A 25,390-nucleotide genomic window follows, 5' to 3' on the forward strand; every position below is an offset into this window, starting at 1 on the left:
AGATCGGTTCGAGGCGAGGAGAACGTCGATGGAGAACGTGGCGCGGCTGCTCAAGGATCTGTTCGTACCGATTCATGAGGTCGCCTACATGGCCGACGAGCCGAACGAGGAACTCCAGGCGCTCGGCTACGAGGGGTACTGGCCGTTGTACTTCGCCTCCCGGTCAGCACCACTCGGGCAGGTACCCGCCGAGGTAGTGGACGCGCTGTTCTACAACTTCGCGCCCGGTGAGGTCGCCGCCTGCATCCCCAGCGTCTGGGACGTCGCCACCCCGGAGGCCGTTCTCGCCGCCCGGCAGCGCGGCTGCGTCGCGGCGCTCCGCCACATCCTCGGCGACCTGGCCGACAGCCCTGTGATCGCCCGAGCCGCCGAACTCTTCACGAAGGCCGCATTCAGCGCACCACTGGAGGGCAGGGTGCTCTTCGCCGCCCTCCGCTCGCTTCCCGTACCTGAGGAGCCCCTCGCCAAACTCTGGCACGCAGCCACCCTGCTCCGTGAACACCGCGGCGACGGCCATACCGCCGCGCTGGTCGCCAACAGCATCAACGGCCAGGAGTCCCACGTCCTCCTGGCCCTCTTCTGGGACATGAAACCAAGAGAGTTCGGCCGACTCGACCCTCTCACCGACGACCAACTGGCGGAGGTCATCGACGGCCTCCACCACCGCGGCCTGATAGACAACAACGGCGGCTTCACCCCAGCCGGCCGCAAACTAAGAACCAACATCGAATCTCTAACCGACGCCCTAGCCGCCCCCGCCTACACCTGCCTAACCCCCCAAGAGATCGAGGAACTAACCACAGACCTACCCCCACTAATCCAAAAGATCAAAGCCGCCAGCCCCTTCTAACCAACACCCCCACCGCACCCACCGACCCCGCTTCAACAACACGCAACCCACCAACACCGCTTCAGCAGCTCCCAACCCCCACCCGCCTCAGCACCACCGGAACCACTGACGCAGCTCCCCAACACAATCCCACCGACTCCACTTCGACAGCACCCAACCCCACCGGCCTCGCCCACCCAGCAGCACCCCAACCATTAACCACGCTTCAGCAGCGCGCGCCGTCTCCGGCTTCGCTTCAGCGGCGCGGATCCGCTTGCTTCGGTGCCACAGGCCACGGGCGGCTGGGTCGGTGACGACTCTGCCCATCGCCTCCTGCCAGCGCCCACCACAAGAGCCTGGAGCAGGACCCGTGTGAGCACCGCGACCGCCCGGTCTTCGATTCCCAGAATTCACATCGCCCCGCAGTCGCACCGACGGCTGACATCCTGAGCCGCACGGCCGCGTCGGGCTCCGGCGGCAGGTGGTAGCGCTATCTCGCGGCGGCCAGCATCTGAGCCTGGGGCAGCCTCCCTGGTACCGGGGTCGGAGTGGGCGGCGCCGTGGCGGCCGGTCGCCGGCTGGGAAGCCGGGCGGGAATCTCCCCCACCGCCACCTTCGCGCATCGCAGGTTTACATCAGCAGGCTCGACACCACCACCGCTCGACACCAGATCGTGGCGACCCTCACCGCAACAGCCTCGCCGAGCCGCGGCAGCACCACTCGACGCCCCACGCCCGGCCCAGCACCGCTCAACCCCGCCACCGCTCGGCCCAGCACCGCTCGACCCAAGCGCTGCTCGGCCCAAGCGCTGCTCGACCCAGGCGCTGCTCGACCCAAGCACCGCTCGACCCAAGCGCTGCTCAACCCAAGCGCTGCTCAACGCCAGCCATGCACAACCCCAGCACAGCTCACCCCAGCACCGCTCGGCCCCAGGACCGCCCCTCCTCAGCGGCGGTCGGCGCCGTGGCTGGGATGTGGTTGTGATCGGTGTCGGGTGCTCTGGCCGACTCCGGCGCATCATTTGTCGACGGGGCTCGCGGGTCGCAGGGTTGGCATACGGCTCTGTCGTCGGCGGCCGATGCGTGCTGGTGGGAGCTCTGAGGGCGGGAAGGTGTGGGGGCTGCGCGCGTCGCGGCGGCTCGGTGGCGATTGGCGGCTTTGTGGGCTGCTCTAGTGGATGTTGCTGCTTGCCTCGAGCCAGGTTGACTCGGGAACAGCCGGCAGTTCTCCCGTCTGCCGGGTCGGAGAGGCCTGCTTGCCTACTTCGGGGTGGGCAGCAGGACGCCCTGTGGCATCGGGGGGATGGCACAGGGCGTTGGGAGGGGGGCTTAGGACTCCGGCGAATCCGTGGAGTCCGTCGCGGTCTTGTTGGGGTCCATTAGGGTGACGATTCGTTCGAGGTCGTCGATGGTGGCGAATTCGACGGTGATGCGGCCCTTGGTTTTGCCTAGGTCGACCTTGACTCGGGTTTCGAAGCGGTCGGAGAGGCGGTCGGCCAGGTCGACCAAGCGGGGGGCTACCGGCTTGTTGCGGCGGCGGGCTGGCGTGGGGTCGTCGGCGGACATGTCGCCCATCGCGACGATCTCTTCGACGGTACGGACGGACATGCCTTCGGCGACGATCCGCTGGGCGAGGCGTTCGATGGCGTCACCGCTGGGGAGACCCAGGAGGGCGCGGGCGTGTCCTGCCGAAAGAACGCCGGCCGCTACCCGGCGCTGGACTGAAGCGGGGAGCTTCAGCAGGCGCAGGGTGTTGGAGATCTGGGGACGGGAGCGACCGATCCGGCTGGCCAGGACTTCCTGTGTGCAGTCGAAGTCGTCGAGCATCTGCTGGTAGGCGGCGGCCTCTTCCAGCGGGTTGAGCTGGCTGCGGTGCAGGTTCTCCAGCAGCGCGTCGCGGAGCATGACGTCGTCGGAGGTGTCCCGGACGATCGCCGGGATCGTCGTGAGACCGGCCAGCTGGGTCGCGCGCCAGCGGCGTTCACCCATCACCAGTTCGTACGTCGTGTCGGTCAGCCGCCGGACGACGATCGGCTGCAGCAGGCCGATCTCCTTGACCGAGTGCACGAGCTCCGCCATCGCGTCCTCGTCGAAGACGCTCCGGGGCTGCTTCGGGTTCGGCGTGATCTTCTCGACGTCGATCTCGGCGAACTCCGCGCCGGGGACGGCAGCGAGTTCGGGGCCGGCCGGGACCGGCGGGGCTCCTGGAATCGAGTTGGACTTGCTGCCCAGGCTGTTGGTCGTGCCGGGAGCAGGGGTGCTGGGAATCAACGCACCGAGTCCGCGTCCGAGTCGGGTGTTCATCGCTGCTCCCTCGAGTTCAAGTGCTTCGGTTCGATCAAGTGTCGTCGACAGCAACTGCGCCACGGTAGCTGGTCTGGGGTGACAGCCGCAGAGCCGGTCCCCCTCCTGTGGAGAACTCCCTCACCAGCAAGCTGTTTCACGTGGAACACCAACTCTGTCGACGTCCAGGTTTCACGTGGAACGTTCATGGGCCAACGGTCCGGCTTCACGTCAACCGCCACCGGGCGAGCGGTCCGGTTTCACGTGAAACGCCAGTAGTACAACGAACGGCTCGCCAGCAGGGCCGGCGAGCCGTTGGTCAGTTCAGGTCAGGAGGCGTTGTTGCGCATCGCGATCTCACGCGACGCCTCGAGGTATGACAACGCCCCGGCCGAGGCCGGGTCGTACGCGAGCACGGTCTGTCCGTGGCTCGGGGCCTCCGAGATCCGGACCGAGCGCGGCACCGCGGTTCGCAGGACCGAGTCCTGGAAGTGGTTGCGGACCTCGGTCGCCACCTCGCCGGCCAGCTTCGTCCGGGCGTCGTACATGGTGAGCAGAATTGTCGACACATCGAGAGTCGGATTCAGGTGCGACTTCACCATGTCGATGTGACGGAGCAACTGGGACAGACCCTCGAGCGCGTAGTACTCGCTCTGGATCGGGACCAGTACCTCGCGGGCCGCGGTCAACGCGTTCACAGTCAACAGGCCGAGCGACGGCGGGCAGTCGATGAAGACGTAGTCGTACCTCTCGCCCGCGGCCTCCGTCTCGGCCAGGTGGGCGTCGAGCGCCTTCTTCAGCCGGCTCTCACGGGCGACGATGCTGACGAGTTCGATCTCCGCGCCGGCCAGATCGATCGTCGCCGGGACGACCACGATGCCGGGATGCTCGGCGCAGGGAACAAGCAGCTTGCTCAGCGGCTCCCCCTCGATGACCGCTTCGTAGACACCGGGGGTGCCCTCCGAGTGCTCGATGCCGAGCGCCGTCGAGGCGTTGCCCTGGGGGTCGAGGTCGATCACCAGGATTCGTGCGCCGTACAGCGCCAGGCCGGCGGCGACGTTCACAGTTGTTGTGGTCTTGCCGACGCCACCCTTTTGGTTGGCGACCACGAAGACCCGGGTCTCTGCGGGCAGCGGGAACTCGCGGCCCATCGTGCGTCCTTCATTCACCAGCAGGGTCCGTTCGGTGGCGGCGGCGATCGGAGTTTCGAGAAGTCGTCGCTGAAGCTCGTCCGAGGTGGCCCGCGCGGCGATCTGTGCGGCAGTCATAGCGCCCATTCCGATAGGTGCGGTACTTGGCCCGAAGAGGATGTCGGTGGGGGTCGGAGCGGCTCTGCCCCCAGGTTTATCCACAGCCCTCTGTGGATGAGTTCCCGCGTAAGTAGGCGTTTCCAGGGGGTAGTCATCCACAGGCCGGGGCGATTCGGGGAACTCTTCCTCGGTGCCCTCGGTGGTCGTCGTTTCGGGCGAAACGGTCGCGGGAGTTTCACGTGAAACGGCTTCTGACGGCGTCGCATCCGGCTCGTCGCCGAGCCCGATGGAAGCGGCCACCCGAAGCGCTGACTGCCCTTCCGGAGTGCTGTCAAAGTCTCGCTCGCCCGGCCCGTCCAACTCAACCTGTTCAGCCGAGTCGTGGGCCGACACCGGCCGCACCGGCGGAGTAAACACCGGAGCCGCCGGCAGCCCATGCGCAGGCAGAGAGTTGGCAGGTGCCCCGTCCGAAGGGGCCGCGTCGGCAGGTGCCGCGTCGGCAGGTGCGGGGCTGGCTGACGACGCGCCAGCAGTTACCGCTTCGTCGACCGGTGCCGGGCTCGTAGAAGTCACGGTCGCAAGAGCCGTGTCCGCAGGTGCCGTGTCCGCAGGAGCCAGATCGGCTGAGGACGGGGTGGAAGTGGGGTGCTCGGCTGGTGTGGTCGTTGTGGTGTCGAGGGCCGAGGTCGGCGGCGACGGCGGGGCTGTCGCGCTGGCTGAGACCGCGGTGGCGGTGGCGTGCGCAACTGGCGAGGTCGTCGCAGGAGCGAGGGCCGAGGCCGACTCGGTCGGGCCAGTCGGCTCGGTTAGCCCTGTGGGCTCGGTTGGCTTGGTCGAGCCAGACGGCTCAGTCAGCCCTGTGGGCTCGGTTGGCTTGGTCGAGCCAGACGGCTCAGTCAGCCCTGTGGGCTCGGTTGGCTTGGTTGAGCCAGTCGGCTCGGTCAGGCCGGTGGGCTCGGTTGAGTCCGCCCTGCGGGCGCTGGCAGCGGGGCTTGGTGCTGGGGGTGAGTCGGGTGCAGGGGCGACCAGCGCGGGAGCGCCGGGCGCTGAACCATCGGTCGTGAGGGTGTCGAAGCTCGAACCGTCGGACGCCGACTCCTCCGGTGTGGCGGTGTCGGACCCCAGGGTGTCGGAGGCTGAAGCCTTGGCCGGCGAGCCGTCGGAGGCGGCCGTGTTGGACGTCGGGCCGTCGAGCGTGACGGTCTCGGATGCCGAGCCGTCGACCGTGGCCGCGTCGGACGCCGAGCCGTCGGAGGTCGTGGCGGATGCTGAGCCGTTGGGTACGGCGGTGTCGGACGTCGAGCTGTCGGACGCTGGACCGTCGGGTGTGGGGGTATTGGAGGCAGAGCCGTCGAAGGTGACGCTGTCGGGCTTCGAATCGTCGGGGGTGGGGGTGTTGGACGGGGGCGGTGTGGGTTGGGTGGGGTGGTCGGCGGGCCAGCCGATTCCTTGGGACTCCCGGGGTTTACCGGTGCTTTTTTCAGGCCATCCGAGGGCACGACTCACGAACCCGATCACCTCCCGCGTCTCCTGTGCTGCGATCCCCGCGCAGCACGTCCGGCCACAATACTCACGACTGTCGTCGGCTGGGCCAGTTCATCGACACCGAGTTGGTGGACGTGCCATTCTTCGGCGCCGAGGGCCTCTAGTTCGGCTTCAGAGGCAGCTAGTTCCTCTTCCGCGGAGGCGCCTTTCATTGCCAGCATCAGACCGCCTTCGGCCGTCAGCGGCAGGCACCAGCCGGCCAGCTTTCCGAGCGGAGCGACAGCCCGTGACGCCACCACGTCGTACGGGGCCTGGCCGCGTGCCGCGCCTTCAGCTCCTGAGCGAGTGCCGGGGATCAGGTCCTCGGCACGGGCGCGGACAACGACGGCGTTGGTGCAGCCGAGCAGGTCGACCGCTTCTTCCAAGAACGTGGTGCGCCGGAGCAGCGGCTCGACGAGCGACACCTGGAGATCAGGACGAACGAGGGCGAGCACGATCCCTGGCAGGCCCGCGCCGGTGCCGATGTCGGCGACCGTGGACTCCTCGGGGATCAAGCGCTCCAGCACCGCACAGTTCAGCAGGTGCCGATCCCAGAGCTTCGGCACCTCGCGCGGACCGATCAGTCCGCGCAGTGTTCCTTCGGTCGCCAGCAGCTCGGCGTACGCCGCAAGCCGCTCCGCCGCTCGTGGGTACAGCTTCTCCACGAGCGGCGGTGTTTCACGTGAAACGTCGTCCGTCACGAGCAGGACACGGCGATCACGCGGGCTGGACGACGACCCGGCGACGCGGCTCCTCGCCCTCGGACTCGCTGGTCAGGCCGGCGGCGGCCACGACGTCGTGGACGACCTTGCGCTCGAACGGCGTCATCGGAGCGAGCTTGACCGCCTCGCCCGAGGCCTTCACCTCGTCGACGGCCTTGCGCCCGACCTCTTCCAGTTCGGTCTTGCGGTTGGCCCGGTAGTTCGACACGTCCAGCATCAGTCGCGACCGCTCGCCGGTCTCCCGGTAGACGGCCAGCCGGGTCAGCTCCTGGAGCGCCTCGAGCACCTTGCCGTTCTCGCCGACCAGGTTGCTCAGGTCGGCGCCGACGATCGAGACCGCCGCGCGGTCCCCGTCGATGTCCATGTCGATATCGCCATCGAGATCGGCGATGTCCAGCAACTCTTCCAGGTAGTCGGCCGCGATGTCGCTCTCGGCCTCCAGTGCCTTCAGGCGGTCAGCCGCCTGGTCTGCCGGCGCGGACTTCTCCGCTGCCTCGGTGTTCTGCATGCCGTCGCTCACGGCCACTCCTTCACGTTTCGAGATCCGCCCCACGGGGACCCAGGTCGTACACAGCAGAGAAAAACGGGTGCCGGTCAGCCGGCCATCCGGACGACCAGCGTCAGGAACGGCGGCCGCCGGAGCCACCACCGGGCTTCTTCTGCGCGGCCTTCTTCTGGGCGGCCTGACGAGCGGCTCGGGACTTCGCGGCCGGCTGTCGCTTCGCTCCCGAGGTCTGTCCGGACGTCTGCTTGGCCGCGGCCTTCTTCACCGGCTGCTGGCCATTGCTCGACGCCTTCGGGGTGTCCTGCACCTTGGGCGCGTCCTGCACCGAGGACTCACCGGCCGCCGGAGCGACGGTCTTCCGGGTGCTGCGGGACTGACGCTTCGGCTGCTGCCGGTTGGCCGGGCGACGTTCGGTCGCGACCGAGCCATCCTCCGCGGCGCCGCCCAGGCCCTCGTCGGCCGGCCGGCCCGCCTTCAGGTTGTGCTCGCGCTTGCGGGCCTCCATCGCGTCGAAGGCCGGCGTCCCCGGAGCAGGGTTGCGGCGGATCACGTAGAACTGCTGGCCCATCGTCCACAGGTTCGAGACGAACCAGTAGATCAGCACACCGATCGGGAAGTTGAAGCCACCGATCAGGAAGAAGACAGGGAAGACGTAGAGCATGATCTTCTGCATCTGCGCCGCCTGGCCCTCGAGGGCCTCCCTCGGCATGTTCTTGCGCATCAGCTGCAGCTGGGTGGTGAACATCGTCGCGGTCATCAGGATGATCAGCACGATGGCGACCACCTTGACGTTGCCGGCGCCCTCGCCGTTCGCCTTCAGGAAGGTCTGCGAGATCTCCGCGCCGAAGATCTTCGCGTGCTGCAGCGAGTTGACGTGGTCCTTCATGATCTCGCTGTGCCACTTGCCCTTCGACGCGTAGTCGAGGACCCGGAACAGCGCCAGGAAGATCGGCGACTGCAGCAGCAGCGGCAGGCACGAGGAGAACGGGTTGGTCCCGGTCTCCTTGTACAGCTTCATCATTTCCTGACCGAGCTTCTCCCGGTCGTGGCCGTACTTCTTCTGCAGCTCCTTCATCTTCGGCTGCAGCAGCTGCATGTTCCGGCTGGAGCGGATCTGCCGCACGAACAGCGGGATCAGCAGCGTCCGGATGACGATGGTCAGGCCGGCGATGGACAGCGCCCAGGCCCAGCCGCTGTTCGGATCGAACACCTGTGACAGCAGCCAGTGCCATCCCACCAGCAGCGCCGACACCGCCCAGTACAGCGGCGTCATCACGGCGTTGAAAATGTCTACGATCCCGTCCCACAACGCGAGTTCGGGGATGGCCAGAAGAGTCACTCAAGCACCTCGCTGCACAGGCCCACCGTCGACAGACGGCTCGGGCTGGTTGGCGGAGACTGCATCTCCGCGCTGGTCGACATCTGTGGGTGGAACGGGGTCGTAGCCGCCGGGGTTCCACGGGTGGCAGCGGGCGAGTCTCCTCGCCGCCAGCCAGCTACCGCGCACCGCGCCGTGGCGTTCGACCGCTTCCAGGGCGTAAGCAGAACAACTGGGGTAGAACCGGCACACCTGCCCGTACATCGGGCTGACGAACTTCCGGTACAACCTCAGAAAACCGATGATCCCGTACTTGACGGGCGCGATCTTCATCGCAGGACCCGGGACAGCGCGGCCTGTACGTCGGCCGTCAGCTCCTCGAACGACGAAGAGCCCGACGGCGGCAGCGCCCGGACAACGGTCAGGCTGCCGGCCGGCAGGCCGGGGAGCTGCGCCGCCATCACAGCGCGCAGACGGCGGTGGACGCGGTTCCGCAGAACCGCATTGCCCACCGCCTTGTTCACCACGAATCCGACACGAGCAGGCTCGGCCGCCGAATCGGTCCCTGGATCGGTCGCCGGCAACAGATGGACCACCACGGCACGCCGACCCGCGCGGCGTCCGGTTCGGACGGCGCGACGGAAGTCGCCGGACCGGCGTAACCGATTCGACGCGGGTAACACGAGGTGGTCACCGTCGCCAGCTCAACGGCGTCAGGCCGCGAGGCGCTGGCGACCCTTCGCACGACGCGTTGCGAGGATGGCGCGACCCGCACGGGTACGCATCCGAAGACGGAAGCCGTGCTTCTTGTGCCGGCGCCGGTTGTTCGGCTGGAAGGTCCGCTTGCTCACTGGAATGACTCCGGTTACTCGAGATCACATTTGTCGACAAATCCACTGATAGATCTGTCCCTGGTGCAGGTCCTGGCCCACCGCTCGAGAAACCTTCAACACAAGGTCGATCCCGTAGGGAGCGCAGCACGAAACGGCCGGTTCAATACCGACTGATCCACGGTACGTGGCGGCCTGTGGACAGGTCAAACCAGCCGTCCCCATAGTTTTCCACAGGCCTGTGGATGGAACGGCCTGTCAGAGGCCGGTCACAGCCAGGTCACCACCGCTACCGACGGCGACAGCTCAGCCCGGCAACGAACACGATTACGCTCCGGCGTCTACCCGACACGCCGCAGGTTGCCCCCAATTTACGCCCCATAGCCTGTGGATGACGGCTTGAAGCGGCATGGGCGGACTTGTTAGCGTCAGCCCCTCACACCAGAGGTCCCACACCCCGACACCGGTAACCAACTGCCTCCGCGCTTCGTTCACAACTGTGGACAACGATGTGGACAATGAGGAAAACCGGCTGAGGAGAAAGCAACTGCTACGTGCGGCCGACCGGCGGCACGGGTGGGGTGCCGGGTCGAATGGTCGCGTTGCACCGGGGACCAGCCCGGGAGCGCCGGCCACCGCAGCGAAGGATTCGGGGAGCAACGCGTGGTCGAGGACCAGTCCGCCAGTGCGGAAAGCAAGGCGGAAGTGAATGATCTGGACGTTGCCTGGACCAGGGTCCTCGCCGGACTGCCACCGAACCAGCGCGCCTGGCTGACGAATTCGCGGCCGGTGACGCTGCACGAGAGCACCGCGATCGTCGCCGTCCCGGACGATTTCACCCGGGGGCAGCTGGAGACCAGGCTGCGGCCCGACCTGGAGCGCATCCTCACCGAGAGCTTCGGCCGCGACATCCGGATCGCCGTCACGGTCGACCCGTCGCTCGATCCCGAGCTCCGCGAACCGGCGCCGGCGCCGCAGCCCGTAGTACGGGAGCAGGCACCGGTGTATCAGTCGCCGATCAACCAGCCGCCGAACCGGCCGCTGACCCAGCCGTTCGGTCAGCGCGTCGAGCAGCCGTACGAGCAGCCCCAGCACCAGCCCATGCAGCAGCCAGTACAGCAACCGGCGCAGCACCCGATGCATCAACCACAGCACCAACCGCAGCACCAGCAGACTGAGCAGCTGGCCCCGGCCCCGGCGCTGCAGGAGCCGACGCATCTTCAGCAGCAGCCGGAGCCGATCCAGCAGATCCAGCCGCCGCCCCCGCCGCTTTCGGTGGCGCCGCCGCCGAACGGGTCGGCCCAGTTCCAGCCGCCCACCGACTCCCAAGGTGAGGCGCGGCTCAACCCGAAGTACACGTTCGAGACCTTCGTCATCGGCAGCTCGAACCGGTTCGCTCACGCCGCTGCTGTCGCCGTCGCCGAGGCGCCGGGCAAGGCGTACAACCCGCAGCTCATTTACGGGGACTCTGGGCTGGGCAAAACGCACCTTCTGCACGCGATCGGCCACTACGTCCGCAGTCTCTACACGGGCGCCCGGGTCAGGTACGTCTCCAGCGAAGAGTTCACCAACGACTTCATCAACGCGATCCGCGACGACAAGGCGGCCCAGTTCCAGCGCCGCTACCGCGATGTCGACGTACTGCTGATCGACGACATCCAGTTCCTGGAAGGCAAGATCCAGACCCAGGAAGAGTTCTTCCACACCTTCAACACGCTGCACAACGCGAACAAGCAGATCGTGATCAGCTCCGACCGGGCGCCGAAGCGGCTCGAGGCACTGGAGGACCGGCTGCGGAACAGGTTCGAGTGGGGCCTGATCACCGACATCCAGCCGCCCGACCTCGAGACCCGGATCGCGATCCTGCGCAAGAAGGCCGCCACCGAGCGGCTGACCGCGCCGCCCGAGGTGCTCGAGTTCATCGCGAGCAAGGTGCAGACCAACATCCGTGAGCTCGAGGGCGCGCTGATCCGGGTGACCGCGTTCGCCAGCCTCAACCGTCAGCCGGTCGACCTGTCGCTGGCCGAGATCGTGCTGAAGGACCTGATCCCCGAGGGCAGCAAGCCCGAGGTGACGGCCAGCATGATCATGGGCCAGACCGCCTCGTACTTCGGATTGTCGATCGACGACCTGTGTGGTTCGAGCCGCAGCCGGGTCCTCGTCACGGCCCGGCAGATCGCGATGTACCTGTGCCGCGAACTGACCGATCTGTCCCTGCCGAAGATCGGCCAGCAGTTCGGCGGCCGCGACCACACCACCGTCATGCACGCCGAGCGGAAGATCCGCCAGCTGATGTCGGAACGGCGCAGCGTCTTCAACCAGGTGACCGAGTTGACCAACCGGATCAAGCATCAGGCCAAGCAGCAATGAGGTGTCGTGTGACCGGGTCGGAAAGCGTGTACGCCGAGCGCTACGACGCGGTCACACGAACCACACAGGCTGGGGACAGTCCTGTGGATAACTGTGGGTATCTCGGTGGACACAGCCGCCTTCGCTGTGGATTGCCTGTGTGGAGAGAATCCGTCGTACCCAGGCATCCAGAGATCACCCCCAATTCGTCCACAGCCCACCCACAGGGCAAAACCGGGTCTGACCTGCGAACTCACGCCTTTTCCACAAGATCCACAGGTGCGAAGAACCCTATGGAATCCCTAATGAGGCTCCAGACCGAAAAAGGTTCTGGCCGCCCTTCCTGGGGAAAACTCCGATTTCGCCCCTGCCCGACGGCCTCCGGAGCAGGCCTGTCACGCTGTCCCCACCAGCACCACGACGACGGGGACACGACCCGCCCGAACCGCCACGTCAAGCCCGGTTGGCGCACATCACATCTGTCCGTGGCAGGATCTGCCTGGCACACAGCCGAAACAGGAGGCACCCAGCGGTGAAGTTTCGCGTCGAGCGCGACGTACTGGCCGAGTCGGTGGCCTGGGCCGCGCGCAGTTTGCCCAGTCGTCCGAGCGTTCCGATCCTTGCCGGACTGTTGGTCGAGGCCGAGGAAGGCCAGATCACTCTGTCCGGCTTCGACTACGAGACCTCCGTCCGGGTGACCGTTCCCGCTCAGGTGGCCGATACCGGCAAGTGCCTGATCTCCGGCCGGCTGGTCGCCGACATCTCGAAGAGTCTCCCGAATCAGCCCGTGGACATCTCGGTGGACGGCGCGAAGGCGCAAGTCACCTGCGGCACCTCGAGATTCACGCTCCAAACGCTTCCCACAGAGGAATATCCGGCTTTGCCAGATCTTCCGGCCGCCTCCGGTACCGTCCGCAGCGACGTTTTCGCCCAGGCGGTCGCCCAGGTCGTCACCGCGGCCGGCCGCGAGGACACCTTGCCGGTACTCACCGGCGTACGGGTCGAGATCGAGGGCTCCACGATCTCGTTGCTGGCCACCGACCGGTACCGGTTGGCGATCCGCGAGCTCGAATGGAACCCGCAGAGCCCGGATGCCTCTGCTGCAGCCCTTATCCCGGCCCGCGTGCTCTCGGAAACCGCGAAGGCGATGACCGGAACCGACATCATCGTCTCCCTGGCAGCGCCGGGCAGCGGTGAAGGCATCGTCGGCTTCGAGGGCGAGGTCTCCGGTGGCAACCGGCGCGCGACCACCCGGCTGCTCGACGGTGAGTTCCCCAAGGTTCGCGGCATCATCCCGACCGACGCGGCGATCGCGACCCGGGTCCGGATCGACACCGCGACCCTGGTCGAGGCGGTCAAGCGAGTCGCGCTGGTGGCTGAGCGCAACGCGCCGGTCCGGCTGACGTTCTCCGACGACACGGTCACCCTCGACGCCGGCAGCGGCGACGAAGCGCAGGCGTCGGAGTCGATCGAGGCGCGCGTGGTTGGCGAGCCGGTTACCGTGGGATTCAACCCGACGTACCTGCTCGACGGCCTGAACGCGATCGGCACCCCGGTCGCGCACCTGGCCTTCACGCAGGCGACGAAGCCGGCCGAACTGACCGGCGTGAAGGATTTCGACGGCGACCCGATAGCTGAGTTCCGGTACGTGCTGATGCCGGTCCGCCTGAACAGCTAGCACCCAAAAGTCAACAGAACAAGGGGATTCACGATGGAGCTCGGCCTTGTCGGTCTCGGCAAGATGGGCGGCAACATGCGCGAGCGGATGCGCGGCGCAGGCCTGACCGTCGTCGGTTTCGATCACAACCAAGCCATCTCCGATGCGACGGACCTGGCCGACATGGTCGGCAAGCTGACCGCGGCCGATCAGCCGAAGGTCGTCTGGGTGATGGTGCCGGTCCAGGCTATCGACCCGGTGCTGACCGAGCTGGCCGAACTGCTCTCCGAGGGCGACATCGTGATCGACGGCGGCAACAGCCGCTGGACCGATGACATCCGGCGCGCCGAACTGCTGTCCCACAAGGGCATCAAGTTCGTCGACTGCGGGGTGTCCGGTGGCGTCTGGGGTCTGGAGAACGGCTACGCGCTGATGTGCGGTGGCGACACCGACACGGTCAGCACGCTGATGCCGATCTTCACCGCCCTGAAGCCCGAAGGCGAGTTCGGTTTCGTGCACGCCGGCAAGGTCGGTGCCGGCCACTTCGCCAAGATGGTCCACAACGGCATCGAGTACGCGATCATGCAGGCGTACGCCGAAGGGTTCGAGCTGCTCGAGGCCGCCGAGATCGTCGAGAACGTGCCCGAGGCGTTCGACTCCTGGCGCGAGGGCACGGTGATCCGGTCCTGGCTGCTCGACCTGATGGTCAACGCGCTCAAGGAAGACACCCACCTGGACAAGATCCGCGGCTACGCCGACGACTCGGGCGAGGGCCGGTGGACCGTCGAGGCAGCGATCGACCACGCGGTACCGGTGCCGGCGATCGCCGCGTCGCTGTTCGCGCGGTTCGCGTCCCGCCAGGACGACTCCCCCGCGATGAAGGCGATCGCCGCGATGCGCAACCAGTTCGGTGGCCACGCGGTCAAGGGCGCTGCGGCCGACCCGTCGTACGCCACCCCGCCGATTCAGCACTGAGCACCAAGTCCGGGTCGCCGCTACATCCGGCGGCCCGGACTCTGTACGATCGGCGACTCGGGGCCACCGCCCTCAGGATCCGCCCAGCAGAGGAATATCAGGTGTTTGTCACTGCTCTCGGCCTGATCGACTTCCGGTCGTACCAGCAGGCGGAGGTCCAGCTCGAAGCCGGCGTGACCGCCTTCGTCGGCCCGAACGGCCAGGGCAAGACCAACCTGGTCGAGGCGATCCACTACACCGCGACCCTCGGTTCGCACCGCGTCGCCAACGACGCCCCCCTGGTCCGGGCCGGCGCTCCGCGCGCGATCGTGCGGACCGAGATCCGCTCCGACCAGGAACGCGATCTGGTCGTCGAGCTGGAAATCAATCCTGGGAGGGCAAATCGGGCCCGGATCAACCGGTCCCCGGTCCCCCGGCCGCGCGAAGTGCTCGGATTGCTCCGTACGGTGCTTTTTGCGCCCGAGGACCTCGCGCTGGTGAAGGGCGATCCGTCCGAGCGGCGCCGGTTCCTGGACGAGTTGCTCACCCTGCGGTCACCCCGGTTCGCCGGCGTGCGGCAGGACTACGAGCGGATCCTGAAGCAACGGAACTCGTTGCTCAAGAGCGCCGCGGTGGCCAGACGCCAGAATCGTTCTGGTGGAGCGATCGAGGGCCAGCTGCGCACCCTCGATGTCTGGGATTCGCACCTGGTCACCACGGGAGCAGAGCTCCTGGCGGCGCGGCTCGACCTGCTGGAATCCCTTCGCCCATTGGTTTCCGGCTCGTACGACGCTGTTGCCCGGGGCAAGGGTGATGCGCGGCTGGAGTACAAGTCGTCGGTGCCGTTGGAGCCGGGGGTGGCCAGTCGGGAGCAACTCGCCGAGGTGTTGCAGAACGCGGTCCGGGACCGGCGGACCGACGAGCTCGATCGTGGTGTCTCGCTGGTCGGTCCGCATCGCGACGACGTAGTACTCGGCCTCGGGGACTTGCCCGCGAAGGGGTATGCGAGTCACGGTGAGTCCTGGTCGTTCGCACTCGCGCTGCGGCTGGCGTCGTACGAGTTGCTGCGGTCGGACGGGGGTGAGCCGGTGCTGATTCTGGACGACGTGTTCGCCGAGCTCGACACCAGCCGGCGCGACCGGCTGGCCGAACTCGTCGCGCCCGCCGAACAGGTACTCGTCACCGCGGCCGTCGGCGCCGACGTACCGGCGGAGCTGAGCGGTGCCCGGTTCGACGTCGGCGAGGGCTCGGTCCGTCGTGTCTGAAGACCGGAATTCCTCTGAGAGCGGCGTCCAGAGCGAGCCGGTCGAAGAGGTCGAGCACGACAAACGCGGCCTGGAGCTGGCGAAGACGCTCGCCAGCCGGCTCAAGGGGGCGGGCCCGATCCAGCCTGTCAAGAAGACTCGCCGCCGTCGCCCAACCGGCAACCAGCTCAGCAGCGCCCGCGCCGACGACCGAGACCCGCAGTCGCTGACCAACACCCTCGGCCGGCTGATGCGCGACCAGGGCTGGGAGGTCGACGTCGCCGTCCACGGCGTGATGGCCCGCTGGCCGTCGATCGTCGGCCCGGAGATGGCCTCGCACTGCCAGCCGGAGAGTTACACGGACACTGAGCTCACCGTCCGTACCGACTCCACCGCCTGGGCCACCCAGGTCCGTCTCCTGGCCCCCGACCTGGTCCGCCGGCTCAACGCCGAACTGGGCGACGGCACCGTCACCAGAGTCAAGGTGGAAGGCCCGAACGCCCCCAGTTGGCGCAAGGGCCCGCGCACTGTCCGTGGCGGCCGCGGACCGCGCGATACCTATGGCTGATCGGCTGCTGTAGAGACCCGCCGGATCACCTAGGATCGGGCGCGATGCGCGCGATCGTTGACGGTTTTCGAGAGATGGTCCACCTGATCGGAGACACCTTCCGGTTGTGGTGGCGCAACCTGTTGCCACTGGTCACCTGGTTCCTGGCCGGGTACATCGGCTTCCGCGCCGGCATCCAGGGTGCGATCTGGCTGGACGAGCACCAGCACTCGAGCTTGGGCGTCGGGGTGTTCGCCACCGGCGTCCTGGTTCAGATCGCGGCCACCGTCGGCATGATCCGGACCTGTGCGACCTCGCTGTACCGGTGGCGCGACGCGGCCGTCAACAAGGCCGAGGAGACCGCGGACCCAACCCAGCAAGGGCTGCTGGAGTTGCTGGCCGTGACGCTGCTGCCGATGATCGCCGTCTGGTCGGCCTGGGGATTCCTGGACGACCGGATCGCCGAGCTGTCGATCAGCAACATCGTCCAGCGTGGCTTCGGCGGCGGTGCCTCCTTCTTCGAGCTGGCCGACAACGCCTGGCATTCGTACGTACCGGCGATCGTGATCCTGCTTGTGCTGCGGCGGGTGCTGGAGGCCGTGGACGACCGCTGGCCGAGCCGGCCGGTCAGATTCGCCCAGGTCTGGGCCGAGGCGTTCTTCGTGCTGCTGACGGTCGTCGTCACGCCGTTCGCGGTGGCCGATCTCAAAGGATGGTTCGAGGACCGGAACTTCTGGTACGTCTCGGCCAACTGGTGGGACGGCTTGAAGGACTTCTTCGCCGGCATCCACATCCCGATCCCGGCCGGTCTGGAGTGGCTCTGGGGCGCCTTCTGGGACACGCTGTGGCCGTTGTTCAAGCTTGGTGTCGCTGAGCCGCTGACCTGGCTGGCGATCACCACCGTGGTCTTCGGGCACCGGGTCCTGGCCAGCGGTGGCGTCTTCCGCGGCACCCGGATCGAGCGACGGCTGGGCGGCCGAGTGGTCACCGAGGGCGAGGCGCCGAAACAGAACCGGCTGGTGACGCTGACCAACCAGGCCCCGAATCTGGTGCTCGGTGGAATCCGGGAGAAGTTCTACCCGGCGCTGACCGCCTTCCGGCTGCTGATCCGCGTCGGGCCGGTCTTCCTCGGCGTGGTCTGCATGGTCTACACGTTCTGGCTGCTGGGCAGTGACTGGGCCTTCGCCGGTCTGGTCCGGCTGATCGGCGTCCACGGCGTCGGCACCGACTGGGGTCTGATGAACCACGAGATCGCCACCCTGATCCGGGACTCGGTGTTCGAGACGCTGCGGATCGCCTTGCTGGCAGCGGCTTTCGACCTCTGTATCTCGGTCGGCGCCGAACGCCGGGCCGAGGCCGCCGCGGCCGAGCCGCAGACCGAACCGGTCCCGGCCTGATCAGCGGGTGAGCAGGACCCGCTGGTACTCCGCCAGGTTCTCGACCTGGACTCCGGTCAGGTGCGGCACGGCCGACTCGGGGACCACATAGACCTGAGCGAGCGTTCCGGTCTTGTCCCGGACGAACGGGTGGTCGTCATCGCTACAGCTCGTCGGCAGCTCGTAATCGGACGCGTACTGGCCCTTCCACAGGTTGCCGCGATCGTCGCGGAGCGTGGCCGAGCAGCCCAGTTTGCTGCCGCCGGCCAGCGGGGTGAGCGCGATCTTGGCGACGACCACCACCGACCCGGCAGGCTGGTCCAGGGAGATCTTCTCCTTCTCCTTGTCGACCAGCTGGGTGTAGACCTCGAGCGACTCCAGCTTCCATCGCATGTCGGCGATCGTCACCGGTCCCTGCGCGACCACCTCCGTGACCGCACCCTGCCGGTACATCTTGTCCTGGTCGCCCAGATAGGGCCGGAGCAGCAGCACGGCGCTGGTCGCGGCCAGCGCGGTCAGCAGCGCGATCTGCGCGGCCAGCCGCAGCGCGCGCTGGTACCGGTTCATGAGGCCACTCGCTTGACCGCACGTGGGATGAGGTACTCCGGCGCCGCGGCGTCGATCATCCGCTGACCGATCGCCTCGTCCGGGATGCCGAGATCGACGGCGACATCGCGAGTCAGCACCGTGTACAAGGGAGTGCTCCGGATCTTCAGGGTCAGCCCCTTCACATCGGCCGGATTCACCTCGAAGAGGAGCACCCCGTTCACGCCGAAGCCCGGCTCGGCGAAGTCGAGCTGGCCGGCGTTGGTGTCACCGATCGGGGCGTACACGGTGCCCTCGTCGGTCAGCAGTTGCGGGCTGGGCAACTGCGGGTCCTGGGTGCCCCGGACCGTGTCGTACTCGACCGCGACGTAGATGCCGGTGGTCTCGACGGCCTTCTCGTCGCTGGCGCCCGTCAGATAGGCGTGAGCGAACTTGACCCGGTTCACCTTGACGGTGGAGCCGTTGTAGGGAAGCGCCTGGCCGATCGTGCCGCGGACGAGGTCCCGGTTCGCCTCGTCGTAGACCTGGTCCGGTTCGGCCAGCCGGGTCAGCCCGCCGAGCAGGACGAACATGATGCCGACGAGGATCGTCGCCGGCCGGTACAACTTCATTCGGACTCCGTCGTGAGCGTCGTCTTGACCCGGACCACCGCGACCGCCTTCTCGCCCTGCCAGTACGGCTTCTCCGACGCGCCGAACAAGCCTTCGTCGGATTTGTACTCCTCGGCCAGGACGCCGATCTCGGTCTGGTCGGTGCTGAAGCTGGGCGACACCTCGAAGGTGGCGACGCAGGCCTCGGCGGGCAGTCCGTAGACGAGCACGTAGCCGATGATCTTCTTGTCCTTGCACTTCACGTTGGCCGGCTTGATCGGGTCCTTGCCCGGGACCACCCAGCGCAGCAGCTCATCGTCCATGTAACGAGTGCTCTTGTGTTCCTCGTCGTCGATGTTCTTCAGCTGCAGGCCGACCTCGAGCCGGGCCTTGGCCGGGCTGTAGTCCGTCTTCGGCGTCCGGATGATGGTGGCGTCGGTGATCCCGACCTCGAACCGGCCGGCCTTCAGGGTGGTGGGGGCGTCGAGGGTGTCGACGGTGCGGCCCTTGTGCTCCTTCCAGCCGCCGGTGAAGAAGATGACGACGGCCAGCACCAGGATCAGGGCGACGGCGATCAGCCATTTCCGGCGGTGCCGGTGGATCACCCGGTCGGCGATCATGGCGTCGATGACGTCGTCGAGACTTTCCACGGCAGCGATCTTAGGGTGCGGTGGGGCCGGTGGTCGCGGGGTCGGCCGGTCTCGGTTCGCAGACAGTCAGGGGCGATCCGGTCAGAAGCCACTGAGCGCCGTGAGCGCTTTCGGAAGCCCCTCCCCGCGTGGGGGGACATGGCAAGGAGTCCGAAAAGACGCCCTGTCCACAGTTTTAGCCGTCCGGTGGCAGGTTCTGCTTCGGTCGACGGGTAAGATGGAGCTGTTGAGAAAGCCACCCCACTGATGAACACAGTATGGGGCGGCTTCTACTGTGCATCGATGCCTCGCGCACGCGGGGTCCGAGGAGGACAACAGCCGGTGACCGACGAGCCGACCGAGATCGACGAAACAACGTCCGCCGACAGCACCGGTATCGAAGAAGCACCGCTCACAGCGATCACCAGAAGCGCGGTCGAGCGCGAGTACGACGCCAGCGCCATCCAGGTCCTCGAGGGACTGGACGCCGTCCGCAAACGGCCCGGTATGTACATCGGGTCCACCGGTGAGCGTGGCCTGCACCACCTGGTCTACGAGGTGGTCGACAACGCGGTGGACGAGGCGCTGGCCGGCTTCTGCGACAAGATCGTCATCACCCTGCTGCCCGACGGCGGCGTCCGGGTCGTCGACAACGGCCGTGGCATCCCGGTCGACATCGTCGAGTCCGAGGGCAAGCCGGCCGTCACGGTCGTGCTGACCGTGCTGCACGCCGGCGGCAAGTTCGGCGGCGGTGGGTACAAGGTCTCCGGTGGTCTGCACGGCGTCGGTGTCTCGGTCGTGAACGCGTTGTCCAGCAGGCTCCGGGTGGACGTGCACAAGAACGACAAGGTCTACATGCAGTCGTTCACGATCGGCGTGCCCGACGAGGACCTGAAAGAGATCGGCACGACCGACACCACCGGCACGACGATCACCTTCTGGCCGAGCCCGGACGTGTTCGAGACGACGGTCTACTCGTACGAGACGCTGGCCACCCGCTTCCGCGAGTACGCCTTCCTGAACAAGGGCCTCGAACTCGTCATCCGCGACGAGCGTCCGGACCACACCGAGGACGGCAAGCCGACCGAGCAGTCCTTCAAGTACGACGACGGCCTGGTCGACTACGTGAAGTACCTGACCGGCATCCGGGAGACCGTGCACCGCGAGGTGATCGCGTTCGAGGCGGCCACCGGCGAGGACTCGCTCAGCCTCGAGGTCGCGATGCAGTGGAGCGGCTCGTTCCAGGAGTCCGTACACACCTTCGCGAACGCGATCAACACGCACGAGGGTGGTACCCACGAAGAGGGTTTCCGGGCCGCGCTCACCTCACTGGTCAACTCGTTCGGCGAGGACCAGGGCATGATCAAGAAGAAGGAGGACAGGCTCACCGGCGACGACATCCGGGAGGGCCTGACCGCGATCATCTCGGTCAAGCTGGCGGAGCCGCAGTTCGAGGGTCAGACCAAGACCAAGCTCGGCAACACCGAGGTCAAGGGGTTCGTCCAGCGGGTCGTGAACGACCGGCTGGGCGCGTGGTTCGAGCAGAACCCGCAGGAGGGCAAGGAGATCATCCGCAAGGCCACCGCGGCCGCGAGTGCCCGGATCGCCGCCCGCAAGGCGCGCGACCTGGCCCGCAACCGCAAGGGCCTGCTGGGTGGCGGAGGGCTGCCGGGCAAGCTGTCCGACTGCCAGTCGACCAACCCGGAGGAGTGCGAGGTCTACATCGTCGAGGGTGACTCGGCCGGTGGCTCCGCGAAGGGCGGCCGCGATCCGAAGTACCAGGCGATCCTGCCGATCCGGGGCAAGATCCTGAACGTCGAGAAGGCGCGGATCGACCGGGTCCTGCAGAACAACGAAGTACTCGCGATCATCTCGGCGCTCGGCACCGGGATCCACGAGGACTTCGACGAGGAGAAGCTCCGGTACCACAAGATCGTGATCATGGCCGACGCCGACGTCGACGGCCAGCACATCCGGACGCTGCTGCTCACCCTGCTGTTCCGGTTCATGCGGCCGCTGATCGAGCGCGGTCATGTGTACGCCGCGCAGCCGCCGCTGTACAAGATCCGCTGGAGCGGTCAGCCGCACGAGCTGGCCTACACCGAGCGGGAGAAGGACGGCCTGCTGGAGGCCGGTGTCGAGGCCGGCAAGAAACTGCCGAAGGACAACGCGATCCAGCGCTACAAGGGTCTGGGCGAGATGAACGCGCAGGAGCTGTGGGAGACCACGATGGACCCGGCCAACCGGGTGCTGCTGCAGATCACCCTGGACGACGCCGCCCGCGCCGACGAGACGTTCGCGACGCTGATGGGCGACGACATCGAGGCCCGCCGCAACTTCATCCAGCGCAACGCCAAGGACGTCCGCTTTCTTGACATCTAGCGCCGCCTTGACCTCTGAGGGCTGCCCGGGCCGTGCCCGGGCACTCCTCGCGCAGCGCCGACCTCACCGACGTACTGACACGAACGGGACGAGCACCAGATGACCGAGACCCCCATTTCTCCGGGACACGACCGGATCGAGCCCCTCGATCTGCAGACGGAGATGCAGCAGTCGTACCTGGACTACGCGATGGCCGTCATCGTCGGCCGGGCGCTGCCCGAGGTCCGCGACGGACTCAAGCCGGTGCACCGCCGGATCCTCTACGCGATGTACGACGGCGGCTACCGCCCCGACCGCGGCTTCTCCAAGTGCTCCCGCGTCGTCGGTGACGTGATGGGTCAGTACCACCCGCACGGCGACTCGGCGATCTACGACACCCTGGTCCGGCTGGCGCAGCCGTGGGTGATGCGGGCGCCGATGATCCAGGGCCAGGGCAACTTCGGCTCGCCGGGTAACGACCCGGCTGCCGCGATGCGGTACACCGAGTGCCGGCTGGCCCCGCTGGCGATGGAGATGGTGCGCGACATCGACCAGGAGACGGTCGACTTCCGCCCCAACTACGACGGCCGCTCGCAGGAGCCGGTGATCCTGCCCAGCCGGTTCCCGAACCTGCTGGTGAACGGCTCGGCCGGTATCGCCGTCGGGATGGCGACGATGATCCCGCCGCACAACCTGCGCGAGGTCGCCGCCGCTGCCCAGTGGTGCCTCGAGCACCCCGACGCCACCCAGGAAGAGGTCCTGGCGGCGTGCATGGAGAACATCAAGGGCCCGGACTTCCCGAACGGCGCCCTGATCGTCGGCTACAAGGGCATCGACGACGCGTACCGCACCGGCCGTGGCTCGGTCACGATGCGCGCGGTCGTGGACGTCGAAGAGGACGCCAAGGGCCGGACCAGCCTGGTCGTCAGCCAGCTGCCGTACATGGTCAACCCGGACAACCTGGCGCAGAAGATCGCCGAGCTGGTCAACACCGGCAAGATGACCGGCATCGCCGACATCCGCGACGACACCTCGTCGCGGACCGGCCAGCGCCTGGTGATCGTGCTCAAGCGGGACGCCCAGCCGCGGGTCGTGCTGAACAACCTCTACAAGCACACGCAGCTGCAGGACACCTTCGGCTGCAACATGCTCGCGCTGGTCGACGGCGTGCCGCGCACGCTCAGCCTGGACCTGTTCATCACGCACTGGATCGACCACCAGATCGAGGTCATCCAGCGACGGACCCGGTACCGCCTGCGCGAGGCCGAGAAGCAGGCGCACATCTACCGCGGACTGGTGAAGGCGCTCGACGCGCTGGACGAGGTCATCGCGCTGATCCGCCGCAGCCCGGACGTCGAGGAGGCCCGCGGCGGCTTGATGTCGCTGCTGGAGATCGACGAGATCCAGGCCCAGGCGATCCTGGACATGCAGCTGCGCCGGCTGGCCGCCCTGGAGCGGCAGAAGATCATCGACCGGCTGAACGAGCTCGAGGTCGTCATCGCCGACCTCGAGGACATCCTGGCCGACCCGGTCCGGCAGCGGCACATCGTCCGCGACGAGCTGGCCGAGATCGTCGAGCGGTACGGCGACGAGCGGCGGACCGAGATCATCGCGGCCGACGGCGACCTGTCCGTGCAGGACCTGGTGCCGGACGAGGAGGTCGTCGTCACGATCACCCGTGGCGGGTACGCGAAGCGCACCAAGACCGACCTGTACCGCACTCAGAACCGTGGCGGCAAGGGCGTCCGGGGCGCGACGATGCGGGCCGAGGACGAGATCGGCCACTTCTTCGCCACCACGAACCACCACTGGATGCTGTTCTTCACCACCAAGGGCCGGGTCTACCGGGCCAAGGTCTGGCAGCTGCCCGAGTCCGCCCGCGACGCCAAGGGCTCGCACGTGGCCGGCCTGCTGTCGTTCCAGCCGGACGAGGAGATCGCCCAGGTCCTGACGCTGCGCGACTACGAGCAGGAGCCGTACCTGCTGCTCGCCACCAAGCGCGGCCTGGTCAAGAAGACGGCGCTGACCGACTACGACTCGGCCCGGCAGAGCGGCATCATCGCGGTCAACTTCCGCGACGAGGACGACGAGCTGATCGGCGCCGAGCTGGCGTCGGCCGAGGACGACCTGATGCTGGTCTCCAAGAAGGGCCAGTCGATCCGCTTCACCGCGAACGACGAGCAGCTGCGGCCGATGGGCCGGGCCACCTCCGGTGTGACCGGGATGAAGTTCCGCAACGGCGACGAGTTGCTGTCGATGGCGGTCATCCGGGCCGGCTCCGAGGAGGACGCGCAGTTCGTCTTCACCGTGACCGACGCCGGTTACGCCAAGCGCAGCCGGGTATCTGAATACCGGCAGCAGGGTCGTGGCGGTCTGGGCATCAAGGCGGTGAAGTTGAACGACGAGCGTGGTTCGCTGGTGGGTGCGCTGATCGTGGTCGACAGCGACCAGGTGCTGGCGATCAAGAACAGCGGCCAGGTCGTTCGCAGCCGGGTGGACAGCGTGCCGGTCAAGGGCCGCGACACGATGGGCGTGAAGTTCGCCGGGGTCGGCGAGTCCGACGCCGTGGTCGCGATCGCGCGCAACACCGACCTCGCGGTGGCCGACGAGGCCGACGCGGCGGCCGGCACCGACGCGCTGGTGGTCGACGGCGTGGTGGTCGACGAGGGCGGCGCGCTGGACGGTGTGGTCGTCGACAGTGGCGAGTTCGCCGGTGACGTCCAGGATGTGGACGCCTCGACAACCGAAACACCCTCTGCGAGCGTCAGCACTGATGACCAGCATTCGACGGACGTCGACGGCGCGGCTACGGTCGAAGACGACGAAGCCGGCCAGGAGGGTACCTGATGACCAACCGCGCGAGGCCGACCTGGCCTGATGGAGCGGACAGCCCCAACCCCCAGCGACCGAACAGCGGCGCCGGCAAGGGACAGTCCACCCCACCTGCCACTCCGGCCTCCAACGGTCGTAGCAGTTCGAACGGCAACGGCCAGACCAGATCCGGTACTGCGAACGGCCAGCGCCCCGGCGATGCGCGTCAGCCGCGTCCGGGTGGACCGTCGGCGACGCCGTCGAGCGCCGGTACGTCGGCACGGCCGCCGCAGCAGCCCCCGGTGAGGCCGGCCGGTGCGCCGTCGAGCGCCGGGTCGGTCCGGCCGGGTGCGACCACGAGTCCGTTCCCGGCCAACCCGAGTACTCCTGGGCGACCGGAGCCGCGGTTGCCGGGTGCGGGCAAGGTGGGTGACGGTGGCGGGTCGGCGTACGGGCAGACCGGGAAGCTGGCGACGCCGACGCACACTCCGACGGAGAGCTTCAGCGACAAGCTGAACGCGGCGAAGCAGGCAGTGCTCGGCCGGGCCAGCGCGCTGAAGGAGTCCGCGACCTCGGTGACGTCGGGGGCGCTGGGGACGCAGACGGCGGAGCCGAAGGCCAAGATCGAGCAGCGCGAGGACTACCCGCCGGCCGCCGCGCCGGCGCCGAAGACCTCGGGCCGGCCGCAGACCCGGAAGGCGCGGCTGCGGCTGACCCGGCTCGACCCGTGGTCGGTGATGAAGACCGCGTTCCTGCTCTCGATCGCGTTCGGCATCGTCACCTGGGTGGCCGTCTTCATCATCTGGTCGGCGATCGGCGCGGCCGGGGTGTTCGACAACATCAACAACACGGTCCGCGAGGTCCTGGGCAACCAGGAAGGCGCCGATCCGTTCCAGATCGAGGACTACATCAACACCGGCAAGGTGATGGGATTCACCACCCTGCTGGCCTGCGCCGACGTGCTGATCATCACGGCGCTGGCGACCCTCGGATCGTTCCTCTACAACATCGCGGCCACCCTGCTGGGCGGCCTCGAGGTGACGCTCGCGTCGGAGGACTGAGGCCT

20 protein-coding genes and 1 pseudogene are annotated in these 25,390 nt (G+C 67.5%); 10 read left to right on the forward strand and 11 right to left on the reverse strand.

Annotated elements, in window-relative coordinates; all coding sequences use genetic code 11:
• Positions 1 to 28 precede the first annotated feature (28 nt).
• Entirely contained in the window at positions 29 to 850 is an 822-nt protein-coding gene (locus tag ACIA12_RS20700; RefSeq protein WP_396368645.1) for a MarR family transcriptional regulator, read from the forward strand.
• 1,307 nt (positions 851 to 2,157) lie between these two features.
• Here the strand turns inward: ACIA12_RS20700 and ACIA12_RS20705 are convergent.
• The 8 genes and pseudogenes from ACIA12_RS20705 to rpmH all read right to left on the reverse strand — a co-directional run bounded on the left by ACIA12_RS20705 (position 2,158) and on the right by rpmH (position 9,281).
• Positions 2,158 to 3,132: a ParB/RepB/Spo0J family partition protein gene (locus ACIA12_RS20705; protein ID WP_396368646.1), complete on the reverse strand. Its 975-nt coding sequence runs from the start codon at positions 3,130 to 3,132 to the stop codon at positions 2,158 to 2,160.
• A gap of 308 nt (positions 3,133 to 3,440) precedes the next feature.
• Entirely contained in the window at positions 3,441 to 4,379 is a 939-nt protein-coding gene (locus ACIA12_RS20710) for a ParA family protein (RefSeq protein WP_396368647.1), read from the reverse strand.
• A gap of 1,496 nt (positions 4,380 to 5,875) precedes the next feature.
• Positions 5,876 to 6,550, reverse strand: a complete 675-nt coding sequence (gene rsmG / locus ACIA12_RS20715; RefSeq protein ID WP_363829211.1) for a 16S rRNA (guanine(527)-N(7))-methyltransferase RsmG — start codon at positions 6,548 to 6,550, stop codon at positions 5,876 to 5,878.
• A 52-nt stretch (positions 6,551 to 6,602) separates the two neighbouring features.
• On the reverse strand, positions 6,603 to 7,115 hold the full coding sequence (locus ACIA12_RS20720; protein WP_344844018.1) for a R3H domain-containing nucleic acid-binding protein: 513 nt from the start codon (positions 7,113 to 7,115) through the stop codon (positions 6,603 to 6,605).
• Positions 7,116 to 7,467: 352 nt separating this feature from the next.
• A pseudogene (gene yidC / locus ACIA12_RS20725) lies at positions 7,468 to 8,385 on the reverse strand (membrane protein insertase YidC); the annotation flags it as partial.
• Positions 8,386 to 8,451: 66 nt separating this feature from the next.
• The gene (gene yidD / locus ACIA12_RS20730) at positions 8,452 to 8,763 is read right to left on the reverse strand and encodes a membrane protein insertion efficiency factor YidD (protein WP_396368648.1); all 312 of its coding nucleotides are present in this window, start codon (positions 8,761 to 8,763) and stop codon (positions 8,452 to 8,454) included.
• The gene (gene rnpA / locus ACIA12_RS20735; protein ID WP_396368649.1) at positions 8,760 to 9,113 is read right to left on the reverse strand and encodes a ribonuclease P protein component; all 354 of its coding nucleotides are present in this window, start codon (positions 9,111 to 9,113) and stop codon (positions 8,760 to 8,762) included. Before rnpA ends, yidD begins: the two co-directional genes overlap by 4 nt.
• A 30-nt stretch (positions 9,114 to 9,143) precedes the next feature.
• Positions 9,144 to 9,281, reverse strand: a complete 138-nt coding sequence (rpmH, locus tag ACIA12_RS20740) for a 50S ribosomal protein L34 (RefSeq protein ID WP_083933330.1) — start codon at positions 9,279 to 9,281, stop codon at positions 9,144 to 9,146.
• A gap of 684 nt (positions 9,282 to 9,965) precedes the next feature.
• Between rpmH and dnaA the strand changes: the two genes are divergently transcribed.
• The 6 genes from dnaA (at position 9,966) to ACIA12_RS20770 (ending at position 17,408) form a co-directional block, all read left to right on the forward strand.
• Positions 9,966 to 11,630, forward strand: a complete 1,665-nt coding sequence (gene dnaA / locus ACIA12_RS20745) for a chromosomal replication initiator protein DnaA (RefSeq protein WP_396368650.1) — start codon at positions 9,966 to 9,968, stop codon at positions 11,628 to 11,630.
• A 511-nt stretch (positions 11,631 to 12,141) separates the two neighbouring features.
• Positions 12,142 to 13,287 (forward strand): DNA polymerase III subunit beta, encoded by a 1,146-nt coding sequence (gene dnaN / locus ACIA12_RS20750; protein ID WP_396368651.1) that lies wholly within the window; start codon positions 12,142 to 12,144, stop codon positions 13,285 to 13,287.
• 33 nt (positions 13,288 to 13,320) lie between these two features.
• Complete coding sequence (gnd, locus tag ACIA12_RS20755; RefSeq protein WP_396368652.1) at positions 13,321 to 14,241, forward strand: phosphogluconate dehydrogenase (NAD(+)-dependent, decarboxylating); 921 nt, start codon at positions 13,321 to 13,323, stop codon at positions 14,239 to 14,241.
• Positions 14,242 to 14,342: 101 nt separating this feature from the next.
• A complete protein-coding gene (gene recF, locus ACIA12_RS20760; RefSeq protein ID WP_396368653.1) occupies positions 14,343 to 15,485 on the forward strand; it encodes a DNA replication/repair protein RecF in 1,143 nt (380 codons plus the stop codon).
• The gene (locus tag ACIA12_RS20765) at positions 15,478 to 16,032 is read left to right on the forward strand and encodes a DUF721 domain-containing protein (protein WP_396368654.1); all 555 of its coding nucleotides are present in this window, start codon (positions 15,478 to 15,480) and stop codon (positions 16,030 to 16,032) included. Before recF ends, ACIA12_RS20765 begins: the two co-directional genes overlap by 8 nt.
• 44 nt (positions 16,033 to 16,076) lie before the next feature.
• Positions 16,077 to 17,408 carry a hypothetical protein gene (locus tag ACIA12_RS20770; protein ID WP_396368655.1) on the forward strand — a complete coding sequence of 444 codons (1,332 nt, stop codon included), beginning with the start codon at positions 16,077 to 16,079 and terminating at the stop codon, positions 17,406 to 17,408.
• On the opposite strand, the gene ACIA12_RS20775 is transcribed toward ACIA12_RS20770, so the two are convergent.
• From ACIA12_RS20775 to ACIA12_RS20785, 3 genes are read right to left on the reverse strand one after another with little or no spacing between them, the layout of a single operon-like run.
• Complete coding sequence (locus tag ACIA12_RS20775; RefSeq protein ID WP_396368656.1) at positions 17,409 to 17,954, reverse strand: hypothetical protein; 546 nt, start codon at positions 17,952 to 17,954, stop codon at positions 17,409 to 17,411.
• Positions 17,951 to 18,544, reverse strand: coding sequence for a hypothetical protein (locus ACIA12_RS20780; RefSeq protein ID WP_396368657.1), 594 nt, complete (start codon positions 18,542 to 18,544; stop codon positions 17,951 to 17,953). Before ACIA12_RS20780 ends, ACIA12_RS20775 begins: the two co-directional genes overlap by 4 nt.
• Positions 18,541 to 19,173 (reverse strand): hypothetical protein, encoded by a 633-nt coding sequence (locus tag ACIA12_RS20785; protein WP_396368658.1) that lies wholly within the window; start codon positions 19,171 to 19,173, stop codon positions 18,541 to 18,543. The genes ACIA12_RS20780 and ACIA12_RS20785 overlap by 4 nt, the downstream gene beginning before the upstream one ends.
• 282 nt (positions 19,174 to 19,455) lie before the next feature.
• Between ACIA12_RS20785 and gyrB the strand changes: the two genes are divergently transcribed.
• From gyrB to ACIA12_RS20800, 3 genes are all read left to right on the forward strand, one after another.
• Positions 19,456 to 21,534, forward strand: coding sequence for a DNA topoisomerase (ATP-hydrolyzing) subunit B (gyrB, locus tag ACIA12_RS20790; RefSeq protein ID WP_396368659.1), 2,079 nt, complete (start codon positions 19,456 to 19,458; stop codon positions 21,532 to 21,534).
• Between the two features lie 162 nt (positions 21,535 to 21,696).
• Positions 21,697 to 24,360 (forward strand): DNA gyrase subunit A, encoded by a 2,664-nt coding sequence (gyrA, locus tag ACIA12_RS20795; protein ID WP_396369380.1) that lies wholly within the window; start codon positions 21,697 to 21,699, stop codon positions 24,358 to 24,360.
• A complete protein-coding gene (locus ACIA12_RS20800; RefSeq protein ID WP_396368660.1) occupies positions 24,360 to 25,385 on the forward strand; it encodes a DUF3566 domain-containing protein in 1,026 nt (341 codons plus the stop codon). Before gyrA ends, ACIA12_RS20800 begins: the two co-directional genes overlap by 1 nt.
• Positions 25,386 to 25,390 lie beyond the last annotated feature (5 nt).

The sequence above is a fragment of the Kribbella sp. NPDC051620 genome (assembly GCF_044453825.1).
In the GTDB taxonomy this organism is placed as follows: domain Bacteria; phylum Actinomycetota; class Actinomycetes; order Propionibacteriales; family Kribbellaceae; genus Kribbella.

Coding starts and splice junctions, on each gene's coding strand:
- ACIA12_RS20720 (WP_344844018.1), bottom strand. CDS start 7,115: ATGCAGAACACCGAGGCAGCGGAGAAGTCCGCGCCGGCAGACCAGGCG.
- ACIA12_RS20710 (WP_396368647.1), bottom strand. CDS start 4,379: ATGACTGCCGCACAGATCGCCGCGCGGGCCACCTCGGACGAGCTTCAG.
- ACIA12_RS20770 (WP_396368655.1), top strand. CDS start 16,077: ATGCGCGCGATCGTTGACGGTTTTCGAGAGATGGTCCACCTGATCGGA.
- ACIA12_RS20780 (WP_396368657.1), bottom strand. CDS start 18,544: ATGAAGTTGTACCGGCCGGCGACGATCCTCGTCGGCATCATGTTCGTC.
- yidD (WP_396368648.1), bottom strand. CDS start 8,763: ATGAAGATCGCGCCCGTCAAGTACGGGATCATCGGTTTTCTGAGGTTG.
- ACIA12_RS20800 (WP_396368660.1), top strand. CDS start 24,360: ATGACCAACCGCGCGAGGCCGACCTGGCCTGATGGAGCGGACAGCCCC.
- gyrA (WP_396369380.1), top strand. CDS start 21,697: ATGCAGCAGTCGTACCTGGACTACGCGATGGCCGTCATCGTCGGCCGG.
- ACIA12_RS20700 (WP_396368645.1), top strand. CDS start 29: ATGGAGAACGTGGCGCGGCTGCTCAAGGATCTGTTCGTACCGATTCAT.
- gnd (WP_396368652.1), top strand. CDS start 13,321: ATGGAGCTCGGCCTTGTCGGTCTCGGCAAGATGGGCGGCAACATGCGC.
- ACIA12_RS20705 (WP_396368646.1), bottom strand. CDS start 3,132: ATGAACACCCGACTCGGACGCGGACTCGGTGCGTTGATTCCCAGCACC.
- ACIA12_RS20775 (WP_396368656.1), bottom strand. CDS start 17,954: ATGAACCGGTACCAGCGCGCGCTGCGGCTGGCCGCGCAGATCGCGCTG.
- gyrB (WP_396368659.1), top strand. CDS start 19,456: ATGCCTCGCGCACGCGGGGTCCGAGGAGGACAACAGCCGGTGACCGAC.